25 protein-coding genes are annotated in these 21729 nt (G+C 63.6%); 13 read left to right on the plus strand and 12 right to left on the minus strand.

The features are described 5' to 3' along the window. Positions 1 to 163: 163 nt before the first annotated feature. Both J5X93_RS22015 and J5X93_RS22020 read right to left on the minus strand, forming a co-directional pair. Positions 164 to 850 carry an LrgB family protein gene (locus J5X93_RS22015; RefSeq protein ID WP_070576323.1) on the minus strand — a complete coding sequence of 229 codons (687 nt, stop codon included), beginning with the start codon at positions 848 to 850 and terminating at the stop codon, positions 164 to 166. Then, positions 840 to 1226 (minus strand): CidA/LrgA family protein, encoded by a 387-nt coding sequence (locus J5X93_RS22020; protein WP_043209588.1) that lies wholly within the window; start codon positions 1224 to 1226, stop codon positions 840 to 842. The genes J5X93_RS22015 and J5X93_RS22020 overlap by 11 nt, the downstream gene beginning before the upstream one ends. A 98-nt stretch (positions 1227 to 1324) precedes the next feature. On the opposite strand from J5X93_RS22020, the gene J5X93_RS22025 reads away from it, so the two are divergent. Then, complete coding sequence (locus tag J5X93_RS22025; RefSeq protein WP_090346823.1) at positions 1325 to 2212, plus strand: LysR family transcriptional regulator; 888 nt, start codon at positions 1325 to 1327, stop codon at positions 2210 to 2212. A 102-nt stretch (positions 2213 to 2314) separates the two neighbouring features. On the opposite strand, the gene J5X93_RS22030 is transcribed toward J5X93_RS22025, so the two are convergent. Next, positions 2315 to 2770, minus strand: a complete 456-nt coding sequence (locus J5X93_RS22030; protein WP_043209593.1) for a flavodoxin — start codon at positions 2768 to 2770, stop codon at positions 2315 to 2317. 105 nt (positions 2771 to 2875) lie between these two features. Between J5X93_RS22030 and J5X93_RS22035 the strand changes: the two genes are divergently transcribed. Together J5X93_RS22035 and J5X93_RS22040 are read left to right on the plus strand one after the other, a co-directional pair. After that, a complete protein-coding gene (locus tag J5X93_RS22035; protein ID WP_043209595.1) occupies positions 2876 to 3313 on the plus strand; it encodes a PAS domain S-box protein in 438 nt (145 codons plus the stop codon). Between the two features lie 59 nt (positions 3314 to 3372). After that, the gene (locus tag J5X93_RS22040; protein ID WP_043209597.1) at positions 3373 to 3966 is read left to right on the plus strand and encodes a hypothetical protein; all 594 of its coding nucleotides are present in this window, start codon (positions 3373 to 3375) and stop codon (positions 3964 to 3966) included. On the opposite strand, the gene J5X93_RS22045 is transcribed toward J5X93_RS22040, so the two are convergent. Continuing rightward, positions 3963 to 4931 carry a MerR family transcriptional regulator gene (locus tag J5X93_RS22045; protein ID WP_090346821.1) on the minus strand — a complete coding sequence of 323 codons (969 nt, stop codon included), beginning with the start codon at positions 4929 to 4931 and terminating at the stop codon, positions 3963 to 3965. The genes J5X93_RS22040 and J5X93_RS22045 overlap by 4 nt on opposite strands. A gap of 180 nt (positions 4932 to 5111) precedes the next feature. On the opposite strand from J5X93_RS22045, the gene J5X93_RS22050 reads away from it, so the two are divergent. The 4 genes from J5X93_RS22050 (at position 5112) to J5X93_RS22065 (ending at position 7096) form a co-directional block, all read left to right on the plus strand. Next, the gene (locus J5X93_RS22050; RefSeq protein ID WP_043209601.1) at positions 5112 to 5684 is read left to right on the plus strand and encodes a putative antibiotic biosynthesis monooxygenase; all 573 of its coding nucleotides are present in this window, start codon (positions 5112 to 5114) and stop codon (positions 5682 to 5684) included. Positions 5685 to 5762: 78 nt separating this feature from the next. Further along, complete coding sequence (folM, locus tag J5X93_RS22055; RefSeq protein WP_043209603.1) at positions 5763 to 6455, plus strand: dihydromonapterin reductase; 693 nt, start codon at positions 5763 to 5765, stop codon at positions 6453 to 6455. 10 nt (positions 6456 to 6465) lie between these two features. After that, positions 6466 to 6762, plus strand: a complete 297-nt coding sequence (locus tag J5X93_RS22060; RefSeq protein ID WP_043209604.1) for a DUF1244 domain-containing protein — start codon at positions 6466 to 6468, stop codon at positions 6760 to 6762. After that, entirely contained in the window at positions 6755 to 7096 is a 342-nt protein-coding gene (locus tag J5X93_RS22065) for a HopJ type III effector protein (RefSeq protein WP_043209605.1), read from the plus strand. The genes J5X93_RS22060 and J5X93_RS22065 overlap by 8 nt, the downstream gene beginning before the upstream one ends. A 33-nt stretch (positions 7097 to 7129) precedes the next feature. Here the strand turns inward: J5X93_RS22065 and J5X93_RS22070 are convergent, their stop codons facing one another. The 4 genes from J5X93_RS22070 to J5X93_RS22085 form a co-directional block, all read right to left on the minus strand. Beyond that, entirely contained in the window at positions 7130 to 8038 is a 909-nt protein-coding gene (locus J5X93_RS22070) for an alpha/beta hydrolase family protein (RefSeq protein WP_090346819.1), read from the minus strand. A gap of 213 nt (positions 8039 to 8251) precedes the next feature. Further along, positions 8252 to 9463, minus strand: coding sequence for an enoyl-ACP reductase FabV (fabV, locus tag J5X93_RS22075; protein WP_070576356.1), 1212 nt, complete (start codon positions 9461 to 9463; stop codon positions 8252 to 8254). A gap of 152 nt (positions 9464 to 9615) precedes the next feature. After that, on the minus strand, positions 9616 to 10149 hold the full coding sequence (locus J5X93_RS22080; RefSeq protein WP_090346818.1) for a cytochrome b/b6 domain-containing protein: 534 nt from the start codon (positions 10147 to 10149) through the stop codon (positions 9616 to 9618). Beyond that, positions 10149 to 10418 carry a PepSY domain-containing protein gene (locus J5X93_RS22085; protein ID WP_043209611.1) on the minus strand — a complete coding sequence of 90 codons (270 nt, stop codon included), beginning with the start codon at positions 10416 to 10418 and terminating at the stop codon, positions 10149 to 10151. Before J5X93_RS22085 ends, J5X93_RS22080 begins: the two co-directional genes overlap by 1 nt. A 218-nt stretch (positions 10419 to 10636) precedes the next feature. Here J5X93_RS22085 and J5X93_RS22090 point away from each other — a divergent pair, with 218 nt between their 5' ends. Continuing rightward, the gene (locus J5X93_RS22090) at positions 10637 to 11815 is read left to right on the plus strand and encodes an acetyl-CoA C-acetyltransferase (RefSeq protein WP_043209612.1); all 1179 of its coding nucleotides are present in this window, start codon (positions 10637 to 10639) and stop codon (positions 11813 to 11815) included. Between the two features lie 43 nt (positions 11816 to 11858). Here the strand turns inward: J5X93_RS22090 and J5X93_RS22095 are convergent, their stop codons facing one another. Continuing rightward, entirely contained in the window at positions 11859 to 12614 is a 756-nt protein-coding gene (locus J5X93_RS22095) for a hypothetical protein (protein ID WP_043209614.1), read from the minus strand. A gap of 164 nt (positions 12615 to 12778) precedes the next feature. Continuing rightward, the gene (gene metE, locus J5X93_RS22100; protein WP_250033984.1) at positions 12779 to 15073 is read right to left on the minus strand and encodes a 5-methyltetrahydropteroyltriglutamate--homocysteine S-methyltransferase; all 2295 of its coding nucleotides are present in this window, start codon (positions 15071 to 15073) and stop codon (positions 12779 to 12781) included. Positions 15074 to 15335: 262 nt separating this feature from the next. Between metE and J5X93_RS22105 the strand changes: the two genes are divergently transcribed. Together J5X93_RS22105 and J5X93_RS22110 are read left to right on the plus strand one after the other, a co-directional pair. Then, on the plus strand, positions 15336 to 16889 hold the full coding sequence (locus tag J5X93_RS22105) for a methylenetetrahydrofolate reductase C-terminal domain-containing protein (protein ID WP_250033985.1): 1554 nt from the start codon (positions 15336 to 15338) through the stop codon (positions 16887 to 16889). A 93-nt stretch (positions 16890 to 16982) separates the two neighbouring features. Beyond that, positions 16983 to 18677 (plus strand): hypothetical protein, encoded by a 1695-nt coding sequence (locus J5X93_RS22110; RefSeq protein ID WP_090346813.1) that lies wholly within the window; start codon positions 16983 to 16985, stop codon positions 18675 to 18677. A gap of 167 nt (positions 18678 to 18844) precedes the next feature. Here the strand turns inward: J5X93_RS22110 and J5X93_RS22115 are convergent, their stop codons facing one another. Next, positions 18845 to 19069, minus strand: coding sequence for a hypothetical protein (locus tag J5X93_RS22115; RefSeq protein WP_090346812.1), 225 nt, complete (start codon positions 19067 to 19069; stop codon positions 18845 to 18847). A gap of 596 nt (positions 19070 to 19665) precedes the next feature. On the opposite strand from J5X93_RS22115, the gene J5X93_RS22120 reads away from it, so the two are divergent. After that, complete coding sequence (locus tag J5X93_RS22120; protein ID WP_043209622.1) at positions 19666 to 19884, plus strand: hypothetical protein; 219 nt, start codon at positions 19666 to 19668, stop codon at positions 19882 to 19884. A gap of 156 nt (positions 19885 to 20040) precedes the next feature. Here the strand turns inward: J5X93_RS22120 and J5X93_RS22125 are convergent, their stop codons facing one another. Then, a complete protein-coding gene (locus J5X93_RS22125; RefSeq protein WP_250033986.1) occupies positions 20041 to 20295 on the minus strand; it encodes a hypothetical protein in 255 nt (84 codons plus the stop codon). On the opposite strand from J5X93_RS22125, the gene J5X93_RS22130 reads away from it, so the two are divergent. Together J5X93_RS22130 and J5X93_RS22135 are read left to right on the plus strand one after the other, a co-directional pair. After that, a protein-coding gene (locus J5X93_RS22130; protein WP_434968424.1) for an IS3 family transposase occupies positions 20218 to 21335 on the plus strand; the annotation gives its coding sequence in 2 pieces (ribosomal slippage) (positions 20218 to 20419 and positions 20419 to 21335; 1119 coding nt in all). The two genes, J5X93_RS22125 and J5X93_RS22130, sit on opposite strands and share 78 nt — an antisense overlap. Before the next feature lie 93 nt (positions 21336 to 21428). Next, positions 21429 to 21668: a hypothetical protein gene (locus J5X93_RS22135; RefSeq protein WP_043209625.1), complete on the plus strand. Its 240-nt coding sequence runs from the start codon at positions 21429 to 21431 to the stop codon at positions 21666 to 21668. The last annotated feature ends 61 nt before the right edge of the window (positions 21669 to 21729 follow it).

Raw genomic sequence — 21729 nt, forward strand, 5'->3', positions numbered from 1 at the left:
GTAGATAAGTGTTGGCGTCATAAGGCAGGGCTGCGTTCATTGCAAGTTACCTCGGCACTTACATGTGCTCTCTATGTCGAGGCTCAGTCTAGCCAGCACACCGGGCGACGAAACTTGCGTTGGCAGCCAGCTTGCTGGCTTTGCGGGTCAGGGGCACGAACGGTCACAGCAGTCTTGCCAACAGGGGGCCGGCGAACAGGTTGAGCAGGCCGGTGAGCACCATGACCAAGCCGGCCACCGAGCCTTCCTCACGGCCCACCTCCTGCGCCCGACTGACCCCGGCGCCATGGGCACCGACGCCAAACAGCGCGCCACGGGCCAGGGGCGTACGCAAAGGCAGCACGCGCAGCAACACGCCCCCGAACATGGCGCCAAGTACGCCGGTGAACATGACGAACACCGCCGTCAGCTCCGGCACGCCGCCCAGGTCTTGGGCCAAGGGCATGGCAAAGGGCGTGGTGATCGAGCGCGGCAACAACGACCGGCTCACCGCATTGTCGAGTGCCAGCAGGTGCGCCAGGCCCCAGGAGCTGGCGATCGAAGCCATGCTACCGGCCAGCATGCCCACCAGCAGCGCCGGCCAATGGCGCGCCAGCATCATCCGCTGCTGCCAGATCGGCACCGCGAAGGCCACGGTCACCGGGCCCAGCACGCCCATCAACCAGTGGGTGTCGCGCGCGTACTCGGCATACGCAGTGTGCAGCGGCACGGCCACCGCCAACAGCAATGCCGGCACCAGAATCAGCGGCGACAGGACATAGCGCCCACTGCGCCGGTACAGCCAGCGGCTGCCCAAGTAAGCAACAAGGGTCAGGACAAGCCAGAACAACGGCATTGGCTCAAGGCTCATGGCGCAGCCTCCAGCGGCAGACCAGTTCCACCGTGACGGCGGTCACCACCATCACCATCAGGGTGCTCACTGCGATCACCAGCAGGATGCGCCAACCCTCGCTGCGCAGCAGGCCACCGTAGTCCAGCAGGCTCATCAGCGCCGGAATGAAAAACAGCAGCATTTCAGCCATCAACCAACCCGCGCCGGCCTGCAAGGTGGCAGGTTTGAGCACGCCGCAGGCGAACAACAGCAGGAGCAAGGCCAAGCCCATCACCCCACCCGGGATCGGCCATCCCAGCCAAGTGGAAAGCTGGCCGCCGAGCAGAAACAAGGCAAGCAGGACCGCCAGCTCGACGAGCAGGCGCAGGTATTTTTTCAGTAAGGCGGGTTTCATTGGGAAGGGTCCTCGGCTGGGGTCCATTCTAGATTTGCCCTGCCTAGGCCAGAAGCGAATTGTTAGACTGATCGCCATTCCAAAACGGAATTCGAAACATGGAATTCAAGCAGCTTCGCAGCTTCATCGAAGTCGTGCACCGCGGGGGCTTCACCCAGGCGGCGCAGACCCTGCACATCAGCCAGTCCGCCGTGAGCAAACAAGTCGCGCAACTCGAGCAGGCCCTAGGTCAGCCCTTGCTGGAGCGCCAAGGCTCGCAATTGCACCTGACCGCCGCCGGGCGCATCGTCCTGGCACGCGGCGAGGCATTGCTGCGCCAGCGCCAGGAGCTGCAAAACGAGCTGGACGATCTCAGCCAGATGGCCCGCGGCGAACTGCGCCTGGGTTTGCCGCTGCTGGGCAGCGATGCGCTGTTCGCCGGTTTGTTCGCCGAATACCGGCGGCGTCACCCGAACATTTCGATCCAGCTGATCGAGGGCGGCAGCCGCACGGTGGAACAGGCTGTCAGCAGTGGCGAACTGGAGCTGGGCGGTTGCATCACGCCCACGGACCCGGCGTTCGAGTACCAGCCATTCTGCGATGAGCCGCTCGATGCGCTGTTGCCCCAGGCGCATGCCTTGGCGAAGGAGCTCCAGATCGAGTTGCTGCAGTTGGCGGACACACCATTTCTGCTGTATCAGCGCAGTTTCGTGCTCAATGACCGGCTGCTCGGTGCCTGCCAACAACTAGGTTTCACGCCCAAGGAAGGGGGACGCAGCGGGCAAGCGGACTTTCTGGCCGCGCTGGTGGCGGCCGGGCAAGGGGTGGTGCTGCTGCCGCGGGTCGTGGCGCGGGCTCTGGAACGTCCAGGCGTGGTGCGGGTGCCATTGAACCCACCGGATCTGCGCTGGGACATCGCGTTCATCTGGCGCCGTGGGGCCTACCTGTCGAAAGCAGCACAGGCGTGGTTGCAGTTGGTGCGCGAACGGCCTGCGTCAGGCCTGTAGCCGCGGCGACGTCCTGTTCGCGGGTAAACCCGCGCCCACAAGGATTGCGTTGAGCTTGTAGGGGTTCACCCGCGAACGGGCCGTGTTAGGTATGCGCCCGTATCAAACCTTGAGCGCCGCCGCCAGCTCAGCCAGCCACGGCTCGGCATCAGCCTCGGGGGTCACGGTCTCGCTGGCATCCAAGCGCAGCATCGGGAGTACTTCCCGCACGCCCAGTTCGGCAAACAGCTCGCGCATCTGCTCGCCACCACCGCAGTAGGTATCGCCATAGCTGGAATCGCCCAAGCCGATCACCGCGCCGGGCAATCCTCGCCAGGCCGCCGGCAGAGTGTCGCGGATCGTGCTGTACAGCGGCATCAGGTTGTCCGGCAGCTCGCCCATGCCAGTGGTGGAGGTCACGGCCAGCAAAGCATCCGGGGCAAAGCCCTGCAGGTCTTGGAGGTTGGCACGGGCGGCATGCCAGGCATCGAAACCGGCGGCTTTGAGCACAGACTCGGCGTGACGGGCGACTTCTTCGGCGGTGCCATACACCGAGCCTGAAATAATGGCGACTTTCATCGGGCAGAGGATTCCGAAACTGAGTGAAAACGTAGGATACTAGCATTCACCCGTGGCAAAAGGCCGCACTCCCACCAAAGTCCCCCGCTTGCCCAAGGCCCGGACATGATCAACGCGCAACTGCTGCAATCGATGATCGATGCGTCGAACGACGGAATCGTGGTCGCCGAACAGGAAGGCGACGACACCATCCTGATCTACGTGAACGCAGCGTTCGAACGCCTGACTGGCTATGCCCGCAACGAAATTCTCTACCAGGACTGCCGCTTCCTGCAGGCCGATGATCGCGACCAACTCGGCCGCGCGCGAATCCGCAGGGCCCTGACCGAAGGCCGGCCATGCCGGGAGGTGCTGCGCAACTACCGCAAAGATGGCAGCGCCTTCTGGAACGAGCTGTCGATCACGCCGGTGCACAACCCCGCCGACCAGCGCACTTATTTCATCGGCATCCAGAAGGACGTCAGCCGTCAGGTAGAACTGGAGCGGGCACTGGCCCAAGCGCAGGCCCGGCTGCACGCGCTGGAATCCGACGAACGTAGCTGAACGAAGCGCTTTGCGCGCGGTCAATCCCCTTGAAGAAATCGCTACCTTCGAGCCCGATCATGCAAGCACATGCCCTCCTGACCCAGGACGAACTGGATTTCATCCAGGACATGCAGCATTCGCCCCAGTTCAATGTGTCCGACTCCATGTCGAGTCTGCTGGTCAATGGCGACCGCCATGTGCAGGAACTGCTCGCCCGCCTGGTGGCTAATGAGCAAGTCACGCTTCAGGCCCAGTACAACAACCAGCAGATCAGCTTCCCGCTGCAGCTGGTCGAAGACGAGTTCCATGCCGTGCATCTGCAGGTGGGTTCGCCTGAAATCTTCGAAGAAGGCCCCACCCCGCGCCCTTGGCGTCTTTCGCTGGAGCAGCCGGCCCCGCTGCTGGATACCCATGGCAAGCAGAGCGGCCTGTGGATCCGGGACATTTCCTCCAAAGGCACCTTGGTGCAAGTGCGGGATCTACCCGAGGCGCCGGTGCGCTTCGCCCTGAACTTCGCCCCCGAGGGCATCGAACCCATCCGCCTCAAAGGCGTGCTGCGCCGGCGCATCGGCCCGGACCTGGCCGCCTACGACCTGTCCCGCAGCCCGGCCGACGACCTCGAGCGCCTGCGCGAGTACATCCTCCAGGCCCATCAGCAGATGCACGCCTAAGTATCCAACTGCCCGGCCAGGTATTGGCGCAAGCGCCTGCGCATCAGGCTGCCTTGCGCGCCAAGGCAGGCGACCGGGCTACCGCCCAGCTGTTCCTGGGCCAGCTCCGCCACCTCCCCCGCCAGCACCACCGGACACCCAACGCCGAGGGTCAGCCGCGCCAGGCGCTTGCCCAGCGCCTGAGTGGGGGGCTGATGGGAGAACATCACCAAGGCATCGGGCGCGAGGCGCTCGCACACCAGCGCCAGCTCCTCCATGGGCTGCCCGGTCGCCAGCACCGTGACGCCCACCTCGTCGCTGCCCAGCAACAGCCCCGCCACCAGCAACTCCAGCTCATGGCATTGGCCCGACAACGGCGCCAGCACCACGCGCTGGCTCCAGGGCCCGCGCGACAGCTGCAGTCGCAGCAGCACCTTGCCTCGCAAAAACTGGTCGAGGAACAACCACTCACTGACCCGGCCAAAACTGCCCTGCCCCGCTCGCAAGCCGCGCCAGACAGGCATGAAGACCTCATCGAACACCGCGTCCAGGGCATGGCAGGCAAACACTTGGTCGAACAACCGTTCCAGTGCCAGGCCATCGAAACGCTGGGTCGCCTCCTGCACCTGGCCGCGCCAGCCGGCCAGCTCCTCGGCATTGCCGGCGCCTTGGCCATCCTGCGTCACGCCCTGATTGCGGGCCAGGATACTGCCCACCTTGCTCACCGCCACGCCACGCTCCAGCCAGCCGAGGATGCTGCGGATATCGTCGATATCGGCCTGGGAATAGAGACGATGGCCACTGTCGGTGCGGGTGGGCTGGATCAACCCGTAGCGGCGCTCCCAAGCGCGCAGGGTCACAGGGTTGACACCGGTCAGCCGGGCCACTTCGCGAATGGGGAACAGCTCTTGGTGTTCCAGGCCGGCCGAGGTGGCCACCTGATCATTGATGTGCACGGACAACGCCTCTTGTTTCAGATTCTGCATTCTACGCCGGGACACTCCGCCAGGTCAGTGCAACCATCCGCCGGCTGACACTGTCCGGTCACGAATCCTGAGCGATAATCCGTGCCCGATTCTTGCAAGCCTGCTCGCATCGCCCACCACCCCGGGCGACGTAAGCCTAGGGGCCAGCTACCCGCCAGCCCCGTCGCCAGGAGATACACGATGTCTACCCCTCCCGTCACCCTGATGGTGTCGCGCCGCGCCGCCCATGGCCGTTACCAGGACCTGCTGGCCTGGCTTCATGAAGGCGAGCAGTTGGCCACCGACTTCCCCGGCTATTTGGGCTCGGGCATCCTCGCGCCACCGGCCGAGGGCGATGAGTTCCAGATCATCTTCCGCTTCACCAACGAATCCACTCTGCACGCCTGGGAGCATTCGGCCTCGCGTCGGGCCTGGCTGCAACGTGGCGACGGCCTGTTCGAGCGCCCCAAAGAGAGGCGCGTCAGCGGCCTGGACGACTGGTTCGGCACCAATACAGTGCAAAAACCGCCACGCTGGAAGCAAGCAACCGCCATCTGGCTGGCATTCTTTCCGGTCTCGCTGCTGTTCAACGTGCTGTTCGGCCACTGGCTGGCGCCGCTGGATCTGCTGCCACGGGTACTGATCAGCACCCTGGCCCTGACGCCGGTGATGGTCTATCTGTTCATCCCGCTGTCCACCCGTCTGCTGGCCGGCTGGCTGAACCCAACAGTACCTGCCACCGGCCAGGCATCGCGCGGGCTGCGCAGCCGCTGAGGCGCAGCCGCACAAGAGCGAAACAGTTCGGGTATGCTGGGGCATCAATGCAAGGACAGACAAGTTGACGCCCCGATCATGAACAGCCCAATCCTCGTCACCGGCGCCAGCCAGCGCGTCGGGCTGGCCCTGGCCCTTGAACTGGCACAGGCCGGCCATACGGTGGTCAGCGCCAGCCGCAGCATTCACCCACAAACGCCCCACCCGAACATCGTGCAGTTTCGCGCCGACCTGTGCCAGGAGGCCGACCGCCAGGCGCTGATCGAGTACCTGCAAAGCCATTACGACGGCTTGCGCGCGATCATCCACAACGCCTCGCTGTGGCTGGACGATGGCCTGGACAACCTGCAGACCATGTTCCGCCTGCACGTCGAGGCGCCCTATCACCTCAACCTGGCCCTGGGCGATTTGCTAGGCAAGGTCGAGAAGGCCGACATCATCCACATCTGCGACGAAACTTCCTCACGCGGCAGCAAGAGCCACATCGGCTACGCCGCGACCAAGGCCGCGCTGCAGAACATGGTGCTGTCGTTCGCCGAAAAATACGCGCCGAAGGTGCGCGTCAACGGTATCCTGCCGGGCCTGCTGATCCTCAAGGAAGGTGGCGACGACGCCTACCGCCAGCAGACCCTGAAAAAAGCCCTGCTGGAGTTCGAGCCCGGCGCCCGCCCGCTGATCGAGGCGGTGATGTTCCTGCTCGAAAGCCAGTACAGCACCGGCAGCCAGGTGGTCATCAACGGTGGCCGCCACCTGAAGAACCGCATGACCTGAGGGAAGCCCCATGACCCCGCAACAACAGCTCGAACTCGAGGCCGCCGCGTTCCGGCGCCTGGTCGAACACCTGCAAAAGCGCACCGACGTGCAGAACATCGACCTGATGAACCTCTCCGGCTTCTGCCGCAACTGCCTGTCCAAGTGGTACAAGGCCGCCGCCGACGAGCGCCAGATCGACGTCAGCCTGGACGATGCCCGCGAGAAGGTCTACGGCATGCCCTATGCCGATTGGAAAGCCCAGTACCAGAAAGAAGCCAGCGCCGACCAACAAGCGGCGTTCGAAAAAGGAAAGCCACGTGACTGATCTGTCCACCCTGCGTAACAGCCTCGCCAGCGGCGAGCATGTTTTCGCCGACACCCTGGCGTTCATCGCCGCGAACTACAGCTACCAGCCCCAGGCCTTCAGCAATGGTGGCGTCGAGAACGCCGCCGGCCAGAACGAAGGCTCGTGCAAGACCCTGGGCCTGGCCCTGCTCGAAGGCTTGAGCGACCAGGAAGCCTTGTTGGCGTTTGGCGAGCACTACCGCAGCGTGCTGGCCACCCCCGAAGGCAGCGACCATGGCAACATCCGTGCACTGATCAAGCACGGGCTGGCCGGCGTCACCTTCGCCGAGCAGCCGCTCAAGCGTAACGCCTGATATCGCCGGGGCCGCTTTGCGGCCCAGGCCACCTCAGCTGATGATCCGTCCCGGTACCGCTTCAGGCAGCCTGCCCTGCTGCAACCAGGCCAGGGCAATCGGCCAGAGCGTCTCGCGGAAGCGGTCATGGAAGAACGCGAAATGCCCGATCTGCGCGACCGAGATATCTCCAGGCGCCAACCGCAGGTGCCGCCGCTCGGCGTGCTGCAGGTAGCCCAGTAACCGCTCGGTCGCCGCCACGGTCCCGAACGGGTCGTCCGTGAGGCTGATCGCCAACGTCGCGGCCTGCACCTGGGCGAACGGCAATTGCGCCAGTGTCCGCCCGCTCGGACGTTGCTCGTAGCGCGGCGTGCGAGTGGTCCAGTCGTGCACCACACCCGCCGGCGTGTCCTCCATCCAACCCAGGCGCTTGCCCGGGAAATACCCGCACAGTCGGGTCAGCAACGGCATCACCACGTGCCATTTACCTACCAGCCGCCAGCGCTCGTTCGCCGCGTAGTCGCGCCAATAAGCGAACTGTGCGCCGACCATCACCACCCGTCGTACCCGCCCGCCGGACGGCGCGAGCCCTACCGCACAGCCGCCGAAACTGTGCGCCACCACATCCACCGGCTGGCCCGCGAAGCGCTCGGCGGCCAATTGCAGCATCGCCTCGAAGTCCAGCCGCCCCCAGTCGCTCCACGACGCCTTGAAGCCGCGCAGCGAAGCCGGCCGCGACTCGCCGATGCCCCGGTAGTCGTAGGTCAGCACGTCGAAGCCCTGGGCGAACAGGTAGTCGGCAAAACGCGAGTAGTAACGGCAGCGCACCGAGGTGGCGGCATTGATGATCACCAGCGGGCGCTGGGGGTCGGGGGAAGCGTGGCGCCAGAGGAAGCCTCCGAGGCTGTAGCCGTCGGCGGTACTGTGGCGAAAGGCGGTGGCGGGCTGGGTCAGGCTGCTCATGACGCGCTCCCTGCAGTGGTGCGCCAACGCTAGCAAAAAAAGCGTCTTCAGCCATCCCCTAGCAGGAGCCGCTGCGCAGCCCGTCGCAGGCTACACCTGCTCCCACGGAGCCCGCGCAACACCTGGAAGGCGCTGCGCGTGTGGGCACTGGCGAAGCCTGCGAGAGGGCTTGCAGGCTTCAGCGAGTATCGCCCCAACGGTGGGGCGACAGGCTTACAGCTCGATGCAGTCGAACTTCACATCGGTGGCGACGTCTTCGTCGTAGTTGACGTCAGCACGCTCGAAGCCGAACAGATTGAGGAACTGCTTCTTGTAACCGGCATAGTCGGTCAGCTGGAACAGGTTCTCGGTGGTCACTTGCGGCCACAGGGCCTTGCAGGCGTCCTGAACGTCGTCGCGCAGTTCCCAGTCGTCCAGACGCAGGCGGGCCTTCTCGTCCACCGGCATCGGTGCGCCGTCGGCGCGGTACATGCGGTCGCGGAACATGCGGTCCAGCTGGTCCTGGGTGCCTTCGTGAACGCCCTTCTCCTGCATGATCTTGAAGACCATCGACAAGTACAGCGGCATCACCGGAATGGCCGAGCTGGCCTGGGTGACCACCGACTTGAGCACCGCTACGTTGGCGCCGCCCTTGATTTCGCTGGCCAGCTTCTTGTCCAGGCGCAGGGCGGTTTCGTCCAGGTCCTGCTTGGCCTGGCCCAGGGCGCCGTGCCAGTAGATCGGCCAGGTGATTTCGGTGCCGATGTAGCTGAAAGCCACGGTGCGTGCGCCTTCGGCCAGCACGTCGGCTTGGCTCAGGGCGTCGATCCACAGCTGCCAGTCCTGGCCACCCATGACGGTGACGGTGTCGGCGATTTCCTGCTCGGTGGCCGGCTCGATGCTGGCCTCGATGATGGTGTCCTTGTTGGTGTCGATGGCGGTCGACTTGTACGGCTGGCCGATCGGCTTGAGTGCCGAGCGCACCAGTTCACCGGTCTGCGGCAGCTTGCGTACGGGCGAGGCCAGGGAGTAGACGACCAGGTCGACCTTGCCGCCCATTTCGTTCTTGATCAGCTCGATGACCTTGGCGCGGGCTTCGTCGGAGAAGGCATCGCCGTTGATCGACTTGCTGTACAGGCCGGCTTGCTTGGCGAACTTGTCGAAGGCAGCGGCGTTGTACCAACCCGCGGTACCGGCCTTGGTCTCGGTGCCCGGCTTTTCGAAGAACACGCCCAGAGTGTCGGCCTTGAAGCCGAAGGCTGCGGTGATGCGTGCCGCCAGGCCGTAGCCGCTGGATGCGCCGATGACCAAGACCTTCTTCGGACCATCCTCGCGCACGCCCAGCTTGCGGGTGGCTTCGATCTGGTCACGGACGTTGAGCTCGCAGCCCTTCGGGTGAGTCGTGGTGCAGATGAAACCGCGAACCTTAGGATGAATGATGGCCAATGTCTGTACCTCTTCAGGTTTGTGCCGAGGAAGCGCGCCGCAGGGGACGGTTCCGTTTGATCAGAGGGTGAGACTACCCCCGCAGGTTATCCGACACATATTACGGGGGTGATTGGCGCGATTCAAAAACAACCTGGCGCTCAGGCGTGCAGTCATCGCGGGTCGTGGGGCTGACGCCGTCGCCCGGTGAGCATCGACAGGGGCAGGTTTTCCTTCAGGCGCAGGCTTTCGACCAGTGCCGCGAGCAGGTGCACGCAGACCAGCGCCAGCAGCGCGTTGGCCAGGAAGCTGTGCACATCGTTGGGCCAATCGACGCCCCACAGGGCGTCTACCTCCTGGGACAGCCAGCCGGTCACTCCCAGCCCTACGACGCAGGCGAGCATCAGCACCATCACCAGTGCGCCGATCGGCGTATGACCCAGCCGCTGGTAATGCTCACCCCGCCGCAAGGCCCGGGCATGCGCCGCAAGGCGCGTCGGGGTCGGCCAGAAGTCCGCCCAGCGCGCACTGCGCGGCCCGACGAAGCCCCACACCAGGCGCACGATCACCACACCGAGTGCGTAGTAGCCCAACCACTGGTGCCAGTCGTCACCTTCCTCGTTGAAGAACGAGTTGGCGAAGAACACGAACACCAGCGACCAGTGGCAGCACCTGAGCAAGGGGTCCCAGAGCCGCACGCTGGCCATCAGTCATGGATCTCGCTCTTGACCGCCTTGCCGCTCACCGGGTCGTGGTAGATCTCGACCTTGCGTCCGTCCTTGTCGAAGCCGTAGATCTCGTAGCAGTTGCCCTTGGTGATCTTGAACTTGTTGATGCGGTAACCCTGCTCCTTGAGCTGGGCCTGGAACTGGTCGGCGTCCTGCCAGGTGCTGCGCTCGGCAGTGGTGCACTTGGGTTCGGCGAAGGCGCTGGCACTGGCGAAAATCAAGGCAGTGGCGATCAGGATCTGGCGCATGACGGGAAGCTCCGTTTTGTTTTTGGAAACCGCAGTGTGCGACGCGAAGCTGAAGCCAAGCTTAGTGCCAGCGGCCTTTGGACGCCCTGAAACGACTCCATTGATTTGAATTTCAGATCAATGCAAAAGAAAAACAAACTTAACAAATGAACCAAACCCGCCGATGCTGCCGGTAATACGCCGAGCCGGCGTCCACCCCTTGCACGGAGAACAACAAGATGAACGACGTGGTCATCGTCGCCGCCACCCGTACCGCCATCGGCAGCTTCCAGGGTGCCCTGGCCAATGTGCCCGCTGTGGACCTGGGCGCCGCCGTCATCAAGCGCCTGCTGGAGCAGACCCAACTGGACCCGGCCCAGGTCGACGAAGTGATCCTCGGCCAGGTGCTGACCGCCGGCGCCGGCCAGAACCCGGCGCGCCAGGCCGCGATCAAGGCCGGCCTGCCCTACAGCGTGCCCGCCCTGACCTTGAACAAGGTCTGCGGCTCGGGCCTCAAGGCCCTGCACCTGGCTGCCCAGGCCATCCGCTGCGGCGACGCCGAGGTGGTGATCGCCGGTGGCCAGGAGAACATGAGCCTTGCGCCCTACGTCCTGCCCTCGGCCCGTACCGGCCAGCGCATGGGCCACGGCCAACTGGTCGACACCATGATCACCGACGGCCTGTGGGATGCCTTCAACGACTACCACATGGGCATCACCGCCGAGAACCTGGTGGAAAAATACAGCCTCACCCGCGAGCAGCAGGACGCCTTTGCCGCCGAGTCCCAGCGCAAGGCGGTGGCCGCCATCGAGGCGGGCCGCTTCAAGGATGAGATCACCCCGATCGTCCTGCCGCAGAAAAAAGGCGAGCCGCTGGTGTTCGACACCGACGAGCAACCGCGCCCCGGCACCACCGCCGAAGCCCTGGGTAAACTGCGCCCGGCCTTCAAGAAAGACGGCAGCGTCACCGCCGGCAACGCCTCCAGCCTCAACGACGGCGCCGCCGCGGTGCTGCTGATGAGCGCGAACAAGGCCAAGGCCCTGGGCCTGCCGGTGCTGGCGAAGATCAGCGCCTACGCCAGTGCAGGCGTGGACCCGGCGATCATGGGCATCGGCCCTGTCTCGGCCACCCAGCGCTGCCTGGACAAAGCCGGCTGGCAACTGGGCGAGCTGGACCTGATCGAGGCCAACGAAGCCTTCGCCGCCCAGGCCCTGGCCGTGGGCAAGGCGCTGGAGTGGAACGCCGAGCGCGTCAACGTCAACGGCGGCGCCATCGCCCTGGGCCACCCCATCGGTGCTTCGGGCTGCCGCGTGCTGGTGACCCTGCTGCACGAAATGATCAAGCGTGACGCCAAGAAAGGCCTGGCGACGTTGTGCATCGGCGGCGGGCAAGGCGTGGCACTGGCGATCGAACGCTGATCCATCGCCCGGGGGGCGCAGAGCGCCCCCTATGGCCTGGGCCTCACACCTTGCCCTTGGCCTGCTTCACATCGCTCGCCAGGCCACCCGAGGCCCCCGCAATGGTGGCGCCTGCACCCGGCAGCACCTGGGTCACGGTTTGCGTCACGGAGCTCTGCACATGGCGGGTGTACTCGGCCACTTGAACGCCCGCGCGCATATGGGCCGAGACCGTCTGGGGCGTCAGTATCGTGCGGGTGAAGGTCGAGCTGACAGTGCGGAACAGATTGCCCAGCGCCGAGACGATGGACACGATGGTCAGCACCACGAACGGAATCGACAGCCACATGATGCTCATCTTGAACAGCGCCAGCTCCGTGCCCAGCCCCTGTAGGCGGCGGCAGTACTGCACGCACACGCACAGATAGATCATCGCCAAGACCGAGATGGCCAACAGGTCACGCACATCGAACGCCACCCGTGCCGTCAGCAGCCCATAGATCAGCGCACTGACCAGCACGTCCGGCACCAGGACCTTGAGCCCCTCCACCGCCTTGGCGATGTTGTAGAGCACAAAGCCAATGAGCACGATCCAGCCCAACACCGGCACGAAGCTGAAAGCGATCACCAACAGCGACAGCAAGATGCCCTGCAGCATCCCGTGATAGAGCTTGTGGCGGATGAGGTAGAACACGAAGTAGCCAAACGAGAAGGCCGCAATCGCGAGCAATGAAGCGATCATCAGCTCACGATCGAGGAAAAAACTCGGGAAGCCGACGGCGATCATGAACGCCAGGCACAGGTATCCGCTCTTTTGCATCGAACAATCATCCATGGGGGGAGGCCGCGATCGGTGGGGTGCCTCCATCGCGGGCATGGATGCTACTAATGTGCCACTACCCTGTCGAGCGCGACTTCGTCTCTCGTGCCGGCACAAAAAAAACGCTACATCGATCGCGATGTAGCGTCAGCTCAGGGCTCGAATCAGGCCAGTGCCGTACGGCGCAACTCCCGCGCCGCGGCCACCATGTTGACCAGCGCCGCCTCGGTCTCCAGCCAGGCACGGGTCTTCAGGCCGCAGTCCGGGTTGACCCACAGGCGCTCGGCGGGGATACGCTGGGCCGCCTTGTTCAGCAGCCCGATGATGTCGTCCTTGCTCGGCACGCGCGGTGAGTGGATGTCGTACACGCCAGGGCCGATCTCGTTCGGGTAGTCGAAGCGCTCGAAGGCCTTCAGCAGTTCCATGTCCGAACGCGAGGTCTCGATGGTGATCACATCGGCGTCCATGGCCGCGATCGACTCGATCACATCGTTGAACTCGCTGTAGCACATGTGGGTGTGGATCTGCGTCTCGTCACGCACGCCCGAGGCGCAGAGGCGGAAGGCTTCGGTGGCCCATTCCAGGTAGTGCGGCCAGGCGCCACGGCGCAGCGGCAGGCCTTCGCGGAAGGCGGCTTCGTCGATCTGCACGATCTTGATGCCCGCCGCCTCCAGGTCCAGCACCTCGTCGCGGATCGCCAATGCCAGCTGGCGGGCCTGGACTTCGCGGCTCACATCCTCCCGTGGGAAGGACCACATCAGCAGGGTCACAGGGCCCGTCAGCATGCCCTTCATCACCTTGTCGGTCAGCCCCTGGGCGTACTGGATCCAGCCGACAGTCATGGCCTTCGGCCGGCTCAGGTCGCCGAAGATCACCGCCGGCTTCACGCAGCGCGAGCCATAGCTCTGCACCCAGCCGAAGCGGGTGAAAGCGTAGCCCTCGAGCTGCTCGGCGAAGTACTCGACCATGTCGTTGCGCTCGGCCTCGCCGTGCACCAGCACATCCAGGCCGAGGTGTTCCTGGATCTGCACGGCATGGCGGATCTCGCTCTGCATGGCTTCGACATAGTCGGCCTCGGTCAGCGTGCCCTGCTTGAACGCCTGGCGCGCCAGGCGGATCGCAGAGGTCTGTGGGAACGAGCCAATGGTCGTGGTGGGAAACGCCGGCAGATCGAGCCCCGCCCGCTGCTTGGCGATGCGCTGCGCGAAGGGCGACTGACGCTGGCTGTCCTTGGGCTGGATCGCCGCTACGCGAGCCTGTACCGCCGGCTTGTGAATGCGCGGCGACGTGGCGCGGCTGGCCTGCACGGCGCGGCTCTGGGCCAGCGCCGCGATCACCTCATCGGCCTCGGGCGTGTTGATCGCCTTGGCCAGCAACGCCACTTCCTGGCACTTCTGCACGGCGAAGGCCAGCCAGCTCTTGAGCTCGGCATCGAGCTGATCTTCGCGGGCCAGGTCCACCGGGCTGTGCAGCAGCGAGCACGACGGCGCCACCCACAGGCGATCGCCCAGGCGCTCGGCGGCGTAACGCAGCACGTCCAAGGCCTTGTCCAGGTCGCAGCGCCACACATTGCGGCCGTTGACCACGCCCAGGGAGAGGATCTTGTAGGCCGGCAGGCGGTCGAGGATGGTCGGGAACTGCTCCGGCGCCCGCACCAGGTCGATGTGCAGGCCATCGACCGGCAGGTTGGCCGCCAGGCCCAGGTTGTCTTCCAGGCCGCCAAAGTAGGTGGCGACCAGCTTTTTCAGCGGCGCGCGCTGCAGGATGTTGTAGACGCGCTCGTAGGCGTTCTTCCAATCCTGGGGCAGATCCAGCGCCAGGATCGGCTCATCGATCTGCACCCACTCCACACCTTGGGCGGCCAGGCGGTTGAAGATCTGGTCGTACAGCGGCAACAGGCGATCCACCAGCTCGAGCTTGTCGAAATCGGCGCCCTTGGTCTTGCCCAACCATAGGTAAGTCAGTGGGCCGATCACCACCGGCTTGACTGCGTGGCCCAGGGCCTTGGCCTCGTCCACTTCCTCGAACAACTGCTCCCAGCTCAGGGCGAACGCTTGGTCAGCGGTGAACTCCGGGACCAGGTAGTGGTAGTTGGTGTCGAACCATTTGGTCATTTCCTGGGCGTGGCCACCGCCACAGCAGCTGTCGCTGACGCCTCGCGCCATGGCGAACAGGGTGTTCAGGGACGGCTTGGCACCCTCGTGGCCAGCGAAGCGGGCCGGGATCACGCCGAAGGTCAGCGAATGGGTCAGCACCTGGTCGTACCAAGCGAAATCGCCGACCGGCAGCAGCTCGATCCCGGCGTCCTTCTGCACCTGCCAGTGGGCGGCCCGCAGCGCCTGGCCCACGGCGCGCAGGCCGGCTTCGTCCAGCTCGCCCTTCCAGAACGCCTCCTGGGCCTTCTTCAGTTCGCGGTCCCGACCGATACGCGGAAAGCCCAGGTTGTGCGCCAGTGCCATGTCTTATCCCTCAGAAATCTTGAAATTGAATGAGGGAATTTTCCCGGCTGAGCCATTGTGAGACAAACTCATTAAATTTGAGATCAACTCAAGAATTGCTCATGATCGTCGAACAGGTCGAGCGCACAAGGACCCGCGAAAGGGCCAGCACAACCACCTCGAATGTCTCTTTCAGCGCATTTCCCTACGCAACCGGACATGACCCAACCCTCGCCCTGCCCCACAATGCCACCGTGCCCCAACCCGATATCCGAGCGCGCCCATGAGCCAGCTGAAAACCGCGCTGCACGACAACACCTTCGTCTGCATCATGGAGTTCGTGCCCAAGTCCTCCAGCGAGCGCTTCGCCAGCCTCGAAGCCCTCATGGCGCGCCAGCACCTGTGCGGCTGGCCCATGACCGTGGCCATCGCCGACCGGGTCGGCAGCCCCTTCGAAATGTCGCCGCTGGACGCCTATTCAAGCTTCAGGCAACCCCTGTCGGCCCTGTTGCACTTCTCCGGCAAGGACCGCGAGCGCCACCACTTGCTGGAGCAGTTGCAGCAGATGGACGCCGCCGGCCTCGACCAACTGCTGTTGCTCACCGGCGACCGCCTGCCCGGCCACGTCCCCGGCCAGCGCCCAGTGCGCTACCTCGAATCCATCGCTGCCCTGCAGACCGTGCGCCAGGCACGCCCCGACTGGCTGCTCGGCGCCGGCATGCACCCGTTCAAGTACCGCGAGGAAGAAGGCGGCGCCCAATACTTCAAGGCCGAAAAGAAGCTCGCCGCCGGCGCGGACTTTCTGGCCCTGCAACTGGGCTATGACGCCAGCAAGCACCTCGAAGCCATCCAGTGGATGCGCCGCCAGCCCCACCCCAAGCCACTCACGGCCTGCGTGATGGGCCTCACCCTGGGGCGCGCGAAGATCTTCGAGCACGTCGCCGGCATCGTCGTCACCCCGTCCATGCACGATGTGCTCGCCGCCGAAGCCGAGGTCTCCAAGGCCCATGCCCAAGCCCGCAGCCTCGAACGCCTGGCCCTGCAGATCATCGGCCTGCGCCTGATGGGCTATGCCGGCATCCACCTCTCCGGCATCCACGACCTGGAGCAGCTGGACGCCCTGGAGCGCAGCCTCGAACACTGGCAGGCACGCCTGCACTCGCTGGAGCAATGGGCCCCCGCCTGGCAAGCGTGCTGGCAGATGCCCGGCCTGCCGGATGTCACCTTCCATCCGCCCGGCGCCAACTGGCGATTGGGCGAATCCCAGGTCAGCGCCTCCCCTAAGGAGACCGCGCGCTATCACCTGCTGCACGGCCTGCATTCACTGCTGTTCAGCCGCCGCAACCCACTGAGCCAGGCCTTCGGCTGGGCCGTGCAACGCCCGCTGTGGAACACCCCCACCGGCGCCCGCGTGCTCCATCGCCTGGAACGCAGTGCGAAAAGGCCTCTGGTCGGGTGCGACACCTGCGGTACCTGCCGCCTGGAAGACACCCTCTACATCTGCCCGGAAACCTGCCCCAAAGGCCTGGCCAACGGCCCCTGCGGCGGCACCACGCTCAACCGCTGCGAGTTCGGCGACCGCGAGTGCATCCACAGCGTGAAGTACCGCACCGCCAAGGCCGTCCGGCAAACCGCTGTGCTCACCGAACGCCTGATCCCCTGCATCGACGCCGACACCCGCCACCGCAGCTCCTGGCCCACCTGGTTCCAAGCCCCCGCCGCGACCACCACCATCGCCAAGCCCTGTGGCAGTGGCCTTGCGCCGCAGTCGACCACCGAGGCCACCCTCAAAGCACCTGCCCTGCACGCCAGCGAAGTGCCCGAGCTGGACAACTGAACCCACGGCGATTGGGCCCAAAGGTGGCCCTGCCCGCCCACCCCACTTACACTCACCGGCCATCAGGACAGCCAACGCAGTTCAAGGACCGGCATGAACGAAACGCTCTATTGCGCCCAATGCGGCGCCACCCACACGGCCGAAGCCAACTTCTGCCACCACTGCGGCAAGACCGTCGCCAAGCACGACACCGGCACGGCGACCTTGCAAGACGCACAGCCTAGCCAGTCCCAGTCATCCAACTTCATCGCCAAACACTGGCGCGGCGAGTACTCGCTCGGCGTGTCCTACTGGCTGTTCGGCTTTCTCCTGACGCTGCTGATCATCGGCCTATCCCTGGCGATCGATACCGTCAGCGACGCCATGAGGCTAGGCACCCAGGGCCATGGCGTGCTGATCGTCGGCTATTACCTGGGCATCCTGGCGGTGTCGGTCTGGCAGTTCGTCGGCGTGTTCCGCTCGGCCTCGGCCCACGTTTCGCGCGGCGGCAAGGCCTTCTGGGCGATCCTGGCCAAGGTGCTGGTGTGCCTGGGCGCCATCCAGATGGCAATCAGCGTGGTCAAAGACGGCGTCCCCATCCTGCGCGAAGGCGTGGACATGATCCGCGGCACCGACAACATCCCGCCCTACGCCCTGCGCCTGATGCGCGACGACACCGAACTCGAAGTGGCCGGCGGCCTGCCCATCGGCACCACCGACGCCGTGCGCGACCTGCTCGATGCCTCGCCAAAGGTGCGCGTCATCCACCTGAACAGCACCGGCGGGCGCATCTACGAAGCCAACAAGCTCGCCGACTTGATCGCGCAACGCCAATTGATCACCTACACCCGCACCAGTTGCTCGAGCGCCTGCGCCCTGGCCTTCCTCGCCGGGCGCGAACGCTACATCGGTGAAAAAGGCCAGATCGGCTTTCACAGCGCCTCGGTCCATGGCGCCACCGGCAGCGACGAGCTGGACGTCAACGCCAGCTTCAGAACGGCACTTTCGCGAGTCGGCGCCTCGCCCGAATTCATCACCCGCGCGACCACCACCAGCCCCACGGACATGTGGTACCCCGATAAGGACACCCTCAAGCAACAGCACATCATCACCGAGCAGGTCGACTCCCGGTACTTCGGGCTGTCTGGCCTGACGCAATGGCGCGACGCCAACCAGATCGAACAGGCCCTGTTGAAGCAACCCGTCTTCGCCGCCCTGGCAGCCCACGACGCAGACAACTATGCCCACCTGAGAAAGATCGTGGTCGACGGCGTGCAGAGCGGCCGCTCGACCGTCGAGATCCAGGCCGGCATCCAAGCGCTGATCGCCACCTCCATCGTGCCCAACTACCTGGTCCGTGCCCCCGACCACGCCCTGCTACGCTACTGGCGCGCGCAGGTCGAGGAGATGAAGTTCTTCGGCAAGACCAACCCGGCCCATTGCCTGACCTTCCTCGGCCTGGACAACAACACGCCCAAAGTCGAGCTGATTCACCAGATCCCCAAAGCCCAGGCCAACGAAGACCTGGCAGCCCTGGTCGACGTGGTGGAGCAAACGGCCAAACACCCGGTACACGCCAAACCCTTGTCGGTGTACGAGCAAGACTTTCGCCGCGTACTGATGAGCGTCATGGCCAAGGACCGCCGCGCCGTGGAAATCGTGGCAAACCCCGAGCGGTTCACCCATGAGCCCAAGGCGACCTGCAACAGCATGGTCCTGCTCTACGACACCATCCTCTCGCTGCCGGACTCTACCCTCTCGGCCGGCCTGCTGCGCAGCATGGCCGCAGACGTGGCCAACCCGCAGTAAGGAGCAGCGTGCGCAGTGGGAGCAGTGTGCGCAGCACGCCCCCTGTGGGAGCAGGTTTACCCGCGAAGAGAACACCACCGCTCTCCAACCCTCCCTTCCACTTATCCACAGCCCAAACAAAAGCCGCGTCCTGACAACAAGACGCGGCTTCAATCAAGCATCACGGGCTAACGGCCTACGCGCTCCTCATCGCCCAGCAACTTGCCACACTGCTCACTGGCCAACCGGCTGATGATCTTGATCGCCTGATGTATCCCCGCCGAGGCGCGAAAGCTCAGTTGGGGTTCGTGCTCGCACTCCAATTGCTCGTCGCGCTGCACCAGCGATTCGCCGAGCAGTTCGAGGGTCCAGACGTAGCTTTGCAGGGTGGTGAGGCGTTCATGGTCAGTCATGAGGCACCTGCCTTGGGGCTGGCGTTGGGTTGCCCTGGGTGTGGATGGGGTAGAAGCGGTGGGGAGGCGGGGTTGGGATGGTTGGGCGGAGAGCGGATGCGAGGATCCTGAGTGTGCTCAATATAAACATGCATGAGGCTCCAAGTTAGGTTGGAGCTGCCACGCACCGTCGCCAAACAATGGGTGGCAGCTGTACGCAGGTTGGCGAACCGGGAACTTGGAACCCGGCAGACCCGAGGGTCTCCCACGCACAGCCGCCATAGCACGAAGCCGCGAGCACAAAAAAAGCGCCTGCAGTCGTGTGGGGCGCTGATGCGCCAAGTTTATCCGGGTCGCCAAACCCGGTCGCGGAATTTGCCGCGACCCGGGGAATTTATCCCTGGGGCTTGATCAGCGCAAGGACTGGGGTTTGATCTGAAAGGTATTGCTACGAAATCCCGTCCCACCCGTCCATAACCCGACGGATAGCCATACCGTTGGGTACAGAAACGTCATTGAAACGATGAGTGGTTAGAGCTGAAATCCAGCAAGACGGCATAATGGCATCGCATTTTTTACTACCCCTCCACCACCCCGCCTTCGCGAGCCCCTTTGTAATGAATACCCAAACACGCTACTCGATCATCCTGGAACACAGCGCCGAGGTACTCCTCGAAAACGCCTCCATGGCCCAGGTGGAAGCGTTTTGGGATGACAACGATGAACGGTATTTCGGGTTGCGGATCGAAGATGAGCGCAGCGCTCATGCGCGAGTGATTGTTACGGATGAAGTGCCGGATGAGGAAGAAGATGGGGTTGTGGTGCTTTGTGCCTGATAGGTGGCTCCAAAGTCCTTCACTAGAATTCTCGAATGTGCCGCACCGGGGCAGTTTCAGGCTTGATAGCCTTCAAACTTCCAAGCGTAAAATCGTACTAATTTGCCTGCAAGCTCAGGCCAACTAGCCCCTTCATATTTCGATATATCCTTGATTTCACATCATTTGTTTCTGCCCGTTTACAGCAAGATCCGGCAGGAAGCTTCGGATCGAAAGACTTCGCACGGCGATGACCAGTGAATCGCCGCTGGTTTCGTAGACACCTCCAAGCCTCATAATGAGGCCCAAGTAGGAGGTGCCATGAGTCGTCAGCGTTAACCCGAAGAATTCAAGATTGAAGCGGTCAAGCAAGTGACCGATAAAGGCAAACCTGTCGCCGAGGTCGCCGAGCGGCTGGGCATGTCCGTGCACAGCCTTTACGCCTGGATCAAGGTCTACAGCAAGCCCCAAGCGAAGCGTCAGCAAGACGATGATCAGCAGGCCGAGTTGCGCAAGCTACGCGCCGAGCTCAAACGCGTGACGGAAGAGCGAGACATCTTAAAGAAGGCCGCCGCGGACTTTGCCAAGGAGTGCGGCTGAAGTACGCCTTCATCAAGACGCACTCGACGGATTACCCGGTGCGGCGCCTTTGCCAAACCCTCAAGGTGCATCCCAGCAGCTACTACGCTTGGTTGGCCGAGCCTCAATCTGCCCGAGCAAAAGAAGATCAACGTCTGCTTGGCTTGATCAAACATGCTTGGCTGGAAAGCGGAGGTGTGTACGGCTACCGCAAGATTCACGATGACCTGCGTGAGCTGGGAGAGACATGCGGGAGAAATCGAGTAGGGCGCTTGATGCAGGCAGAGGGGCTGCGTTCGCAAACGGGCTATCGGCGGCGTCCAGGTTTTTACGGCGGAAAGCCGACCGTAGCCTCGCCGAACCACCTTGCGCGGCAGTTCAAGGTCAGTGAGCCGAACAAGGTCTGGGTGACAGACATCACCTACATTCGCACCTATGAAGGATGGCTCTACCTGGCGGTAGTGCTGGATCTCTTCTCACGCCAAGTAATTGGTTGGTCAATGAAGCCCAGGATGTGCAGCGACTTGGCGATCGACGCATTGCTGATGGCCGTGTGGCGCCGCAAGCCACAGCAGCAAGTGATGATTCATTCAGACCAAGGCAGTCAATTCAGTAGCTCAGATTGGCAAAGCTTCCTGAAGGCCAACAACGTGGTCAGCAGTATGAGTCGGCGAGGAAACTGCCATGACAACGCCGTAGCCGAGAGCTTTTTCCAGCTGTTGAAGCGGGAGCGAATCCGACGAAAAATCTACGCAACACGTGACGAAGCCCGAAGTGATATTTTCGATTACATCGAGATGTTCTATAACCCTAAACGCCGACACGGCAGTGCTATGCAGCTGTCGCCAGTAGAGTATGAGAGACGCCATTTTCTGAGCTTGGAGAGTGTCTAGGAAACCAGGGGCGATTCAGTACTCGCTTTGCATTTTTTGCTCAGCTTCTACAATCTTCACTGATTTCTATTACTACCCGCATGAGGCTAACCTTTGTCTACAGACCCGTTATGTCTGATTTTTATACCGGCGCTTGTCACTCTGCTAAAGGCGGCGGAGGATCGGAAAGGCTCTGCGCTCAGCGAAGCTGAGGTGCTTGAGATTCGAGATAATGCCACCGCGATGGCAGTGCCCTTCAGTGCTGCCTTCGCGTTAGAAAAAGATCGGGGTTATGAGGACATCGTTCCAGAGGATTGCTGGGAAGAATGGCTGCGGGTCCGTTCATCACTCTGACCACCATCGTTCAAAGCTTAACCCGGGAGACAAGAATATTGCTGGTCCAGAATTTCACAGC

Origin of the sequence: Pseudomonas sp. BYT-1 (genome assembly GCF_023611805.1) — a bacterium.
Taxonomy (GTDB): domain Bacteria; phylum Pseudomonadota; class Gammaproteobacteria; order Pseudomonadales; family Pseudomonadaceae; genus Aquipseudomonas; species Aquipseudomonas guariconensis.

Coding starts and splice junctions, on each gene's coding strand:
- J5X93_RS22015 (WP_070576323.1), bottom strand. CDS start 850: ATGAGCCTTGAGCCAATGCCGTTGTTCTGGCTTGTCCTGACCCTTGTT.
- J5X93_RS22020 (WP_043209588.1), bottom strand. CDS start 1,226: ATGAAACCCGCCTTACTGAAAAAATACCTGCGCCTGCTCGTCGAGCTG.
- J5X93_RS22025 (WP_090346823.1), top strand. CDS start 1,325: ATGGAATTCAAGCAGCTTCGCAGCTTCATCGAAGTCGTGCACCGCGGG.
- J5X93_RS22030 (WP_043209593.1), bottom strand. CDS start 2,770: ATGAAAGTCGCCATTATTTCAGGCTCGGTGTATGGCACCGCCGAAGAA.
- J5X93_RS22035 (WP_043209595.1), top strand. CDS start 2,876: ATGATCAACGCGCAACTGCTGCAATCGATGATCGATGCGTCGAACGAC.
- J5X93_RS22040 (WP_043209597.1), top strand. CDS start 3,373: ATGCAAGCACATGCCCTCCTGACCCAGGACGAACTGGATTTCATCCAG.
- J5X93_RS22045 (WP_090346821.1), bottom strand. CDS start 4,931: ATGCAGAATCTGAAACAAGAGGCGTTGTCCGTGCACATCAATGATCAG.
- J5X93_RS22050 (WP_043209601.1), top strand. CDS start 5,112: ATGTCTACCCCTCCCGTCACCCTGATGGTGTCGCGCCGCGCCGCCCAT.
- folM (WP_043209603.1), top strand. CDS start 5,763: ATGAACAGCCCAATCCTCGTCACCGGCGCCAGCCAGCGCGTCGGGCTG.
- J5X93_RS22060 (WP_043209604.1), top strand. CDS start 6,466: ATGACCCCGCAACAACAGCTCGAACTCGAGGCCGCCGCGTTCCGGCGC.
- J5X93_RS22070 (WP_090346819.1), bottom strand. CDS start 8,038: ATGAGCAGCCTGACCCAGCCCGCCACCGCCTTTCGCCACAGTACCGCC.
- J5X93_RS22080 (WP_090346818.1), bottom strand. CDS start 10,149: ATGGCCAGCGTGCGGCTCTGGGACCCCTTGCTCAGGTGCTGCCACTGG.
- J5X93_RS22085 (WP_043209611.1), bottom strand. CDS start 10,418: ATGCGCCAGATCCTGATCGCCACTGCCTTGATTTTCGCCAGTGCCAGC.
- J5X93_RS22090 (WP_043209612.1), top strand. CDS start 10,637: ATGAACGACGTGGTCATCGTCGCCGCCACCCGTACCGCCATCGGCAGC.
- J5X93_RS22095 (WP_043209614.1), bottom strand. CDS start 12,614: ATGCAAAAGAGCGGATACCTGTGCCTGGCGTTCATGATCGCCGTCGGC.
- metE (WP_250033984.1), bottom strand. CDS start 15,073: ATGGCACTGGCGCACAACCTGGGCTTTCCGCGTATCGGTCGGGACCGC.
- J5X93_RS22105 (WP_250033985.1), top strand. CDS start 15,336: ATGAGCCAGCTGAAAACCGCGCTGCACGACAACACCTTCGTCTGCATC.
- J5X93_RS22110 (WP_090346813.1), top strand. CDS start 16,983: ATGAACGAAACGCTCTATTGCGCCCAATGCGGCGCCACCCACACGGCC.
- J5X93_RS22115 (WP_090346812.1), bottom strand. CDS start 19,069: ATGACTGACCATGAACGCCTCACCACCCTGCAAAGCTACGTCTGGACC.
- J5X93_RS22120 (WP_043209622.1), top strand. CDS start 19,666: ATGAATACCCAAACACGCTACTCGATCATCCTGGAACACAGCGCCGAG.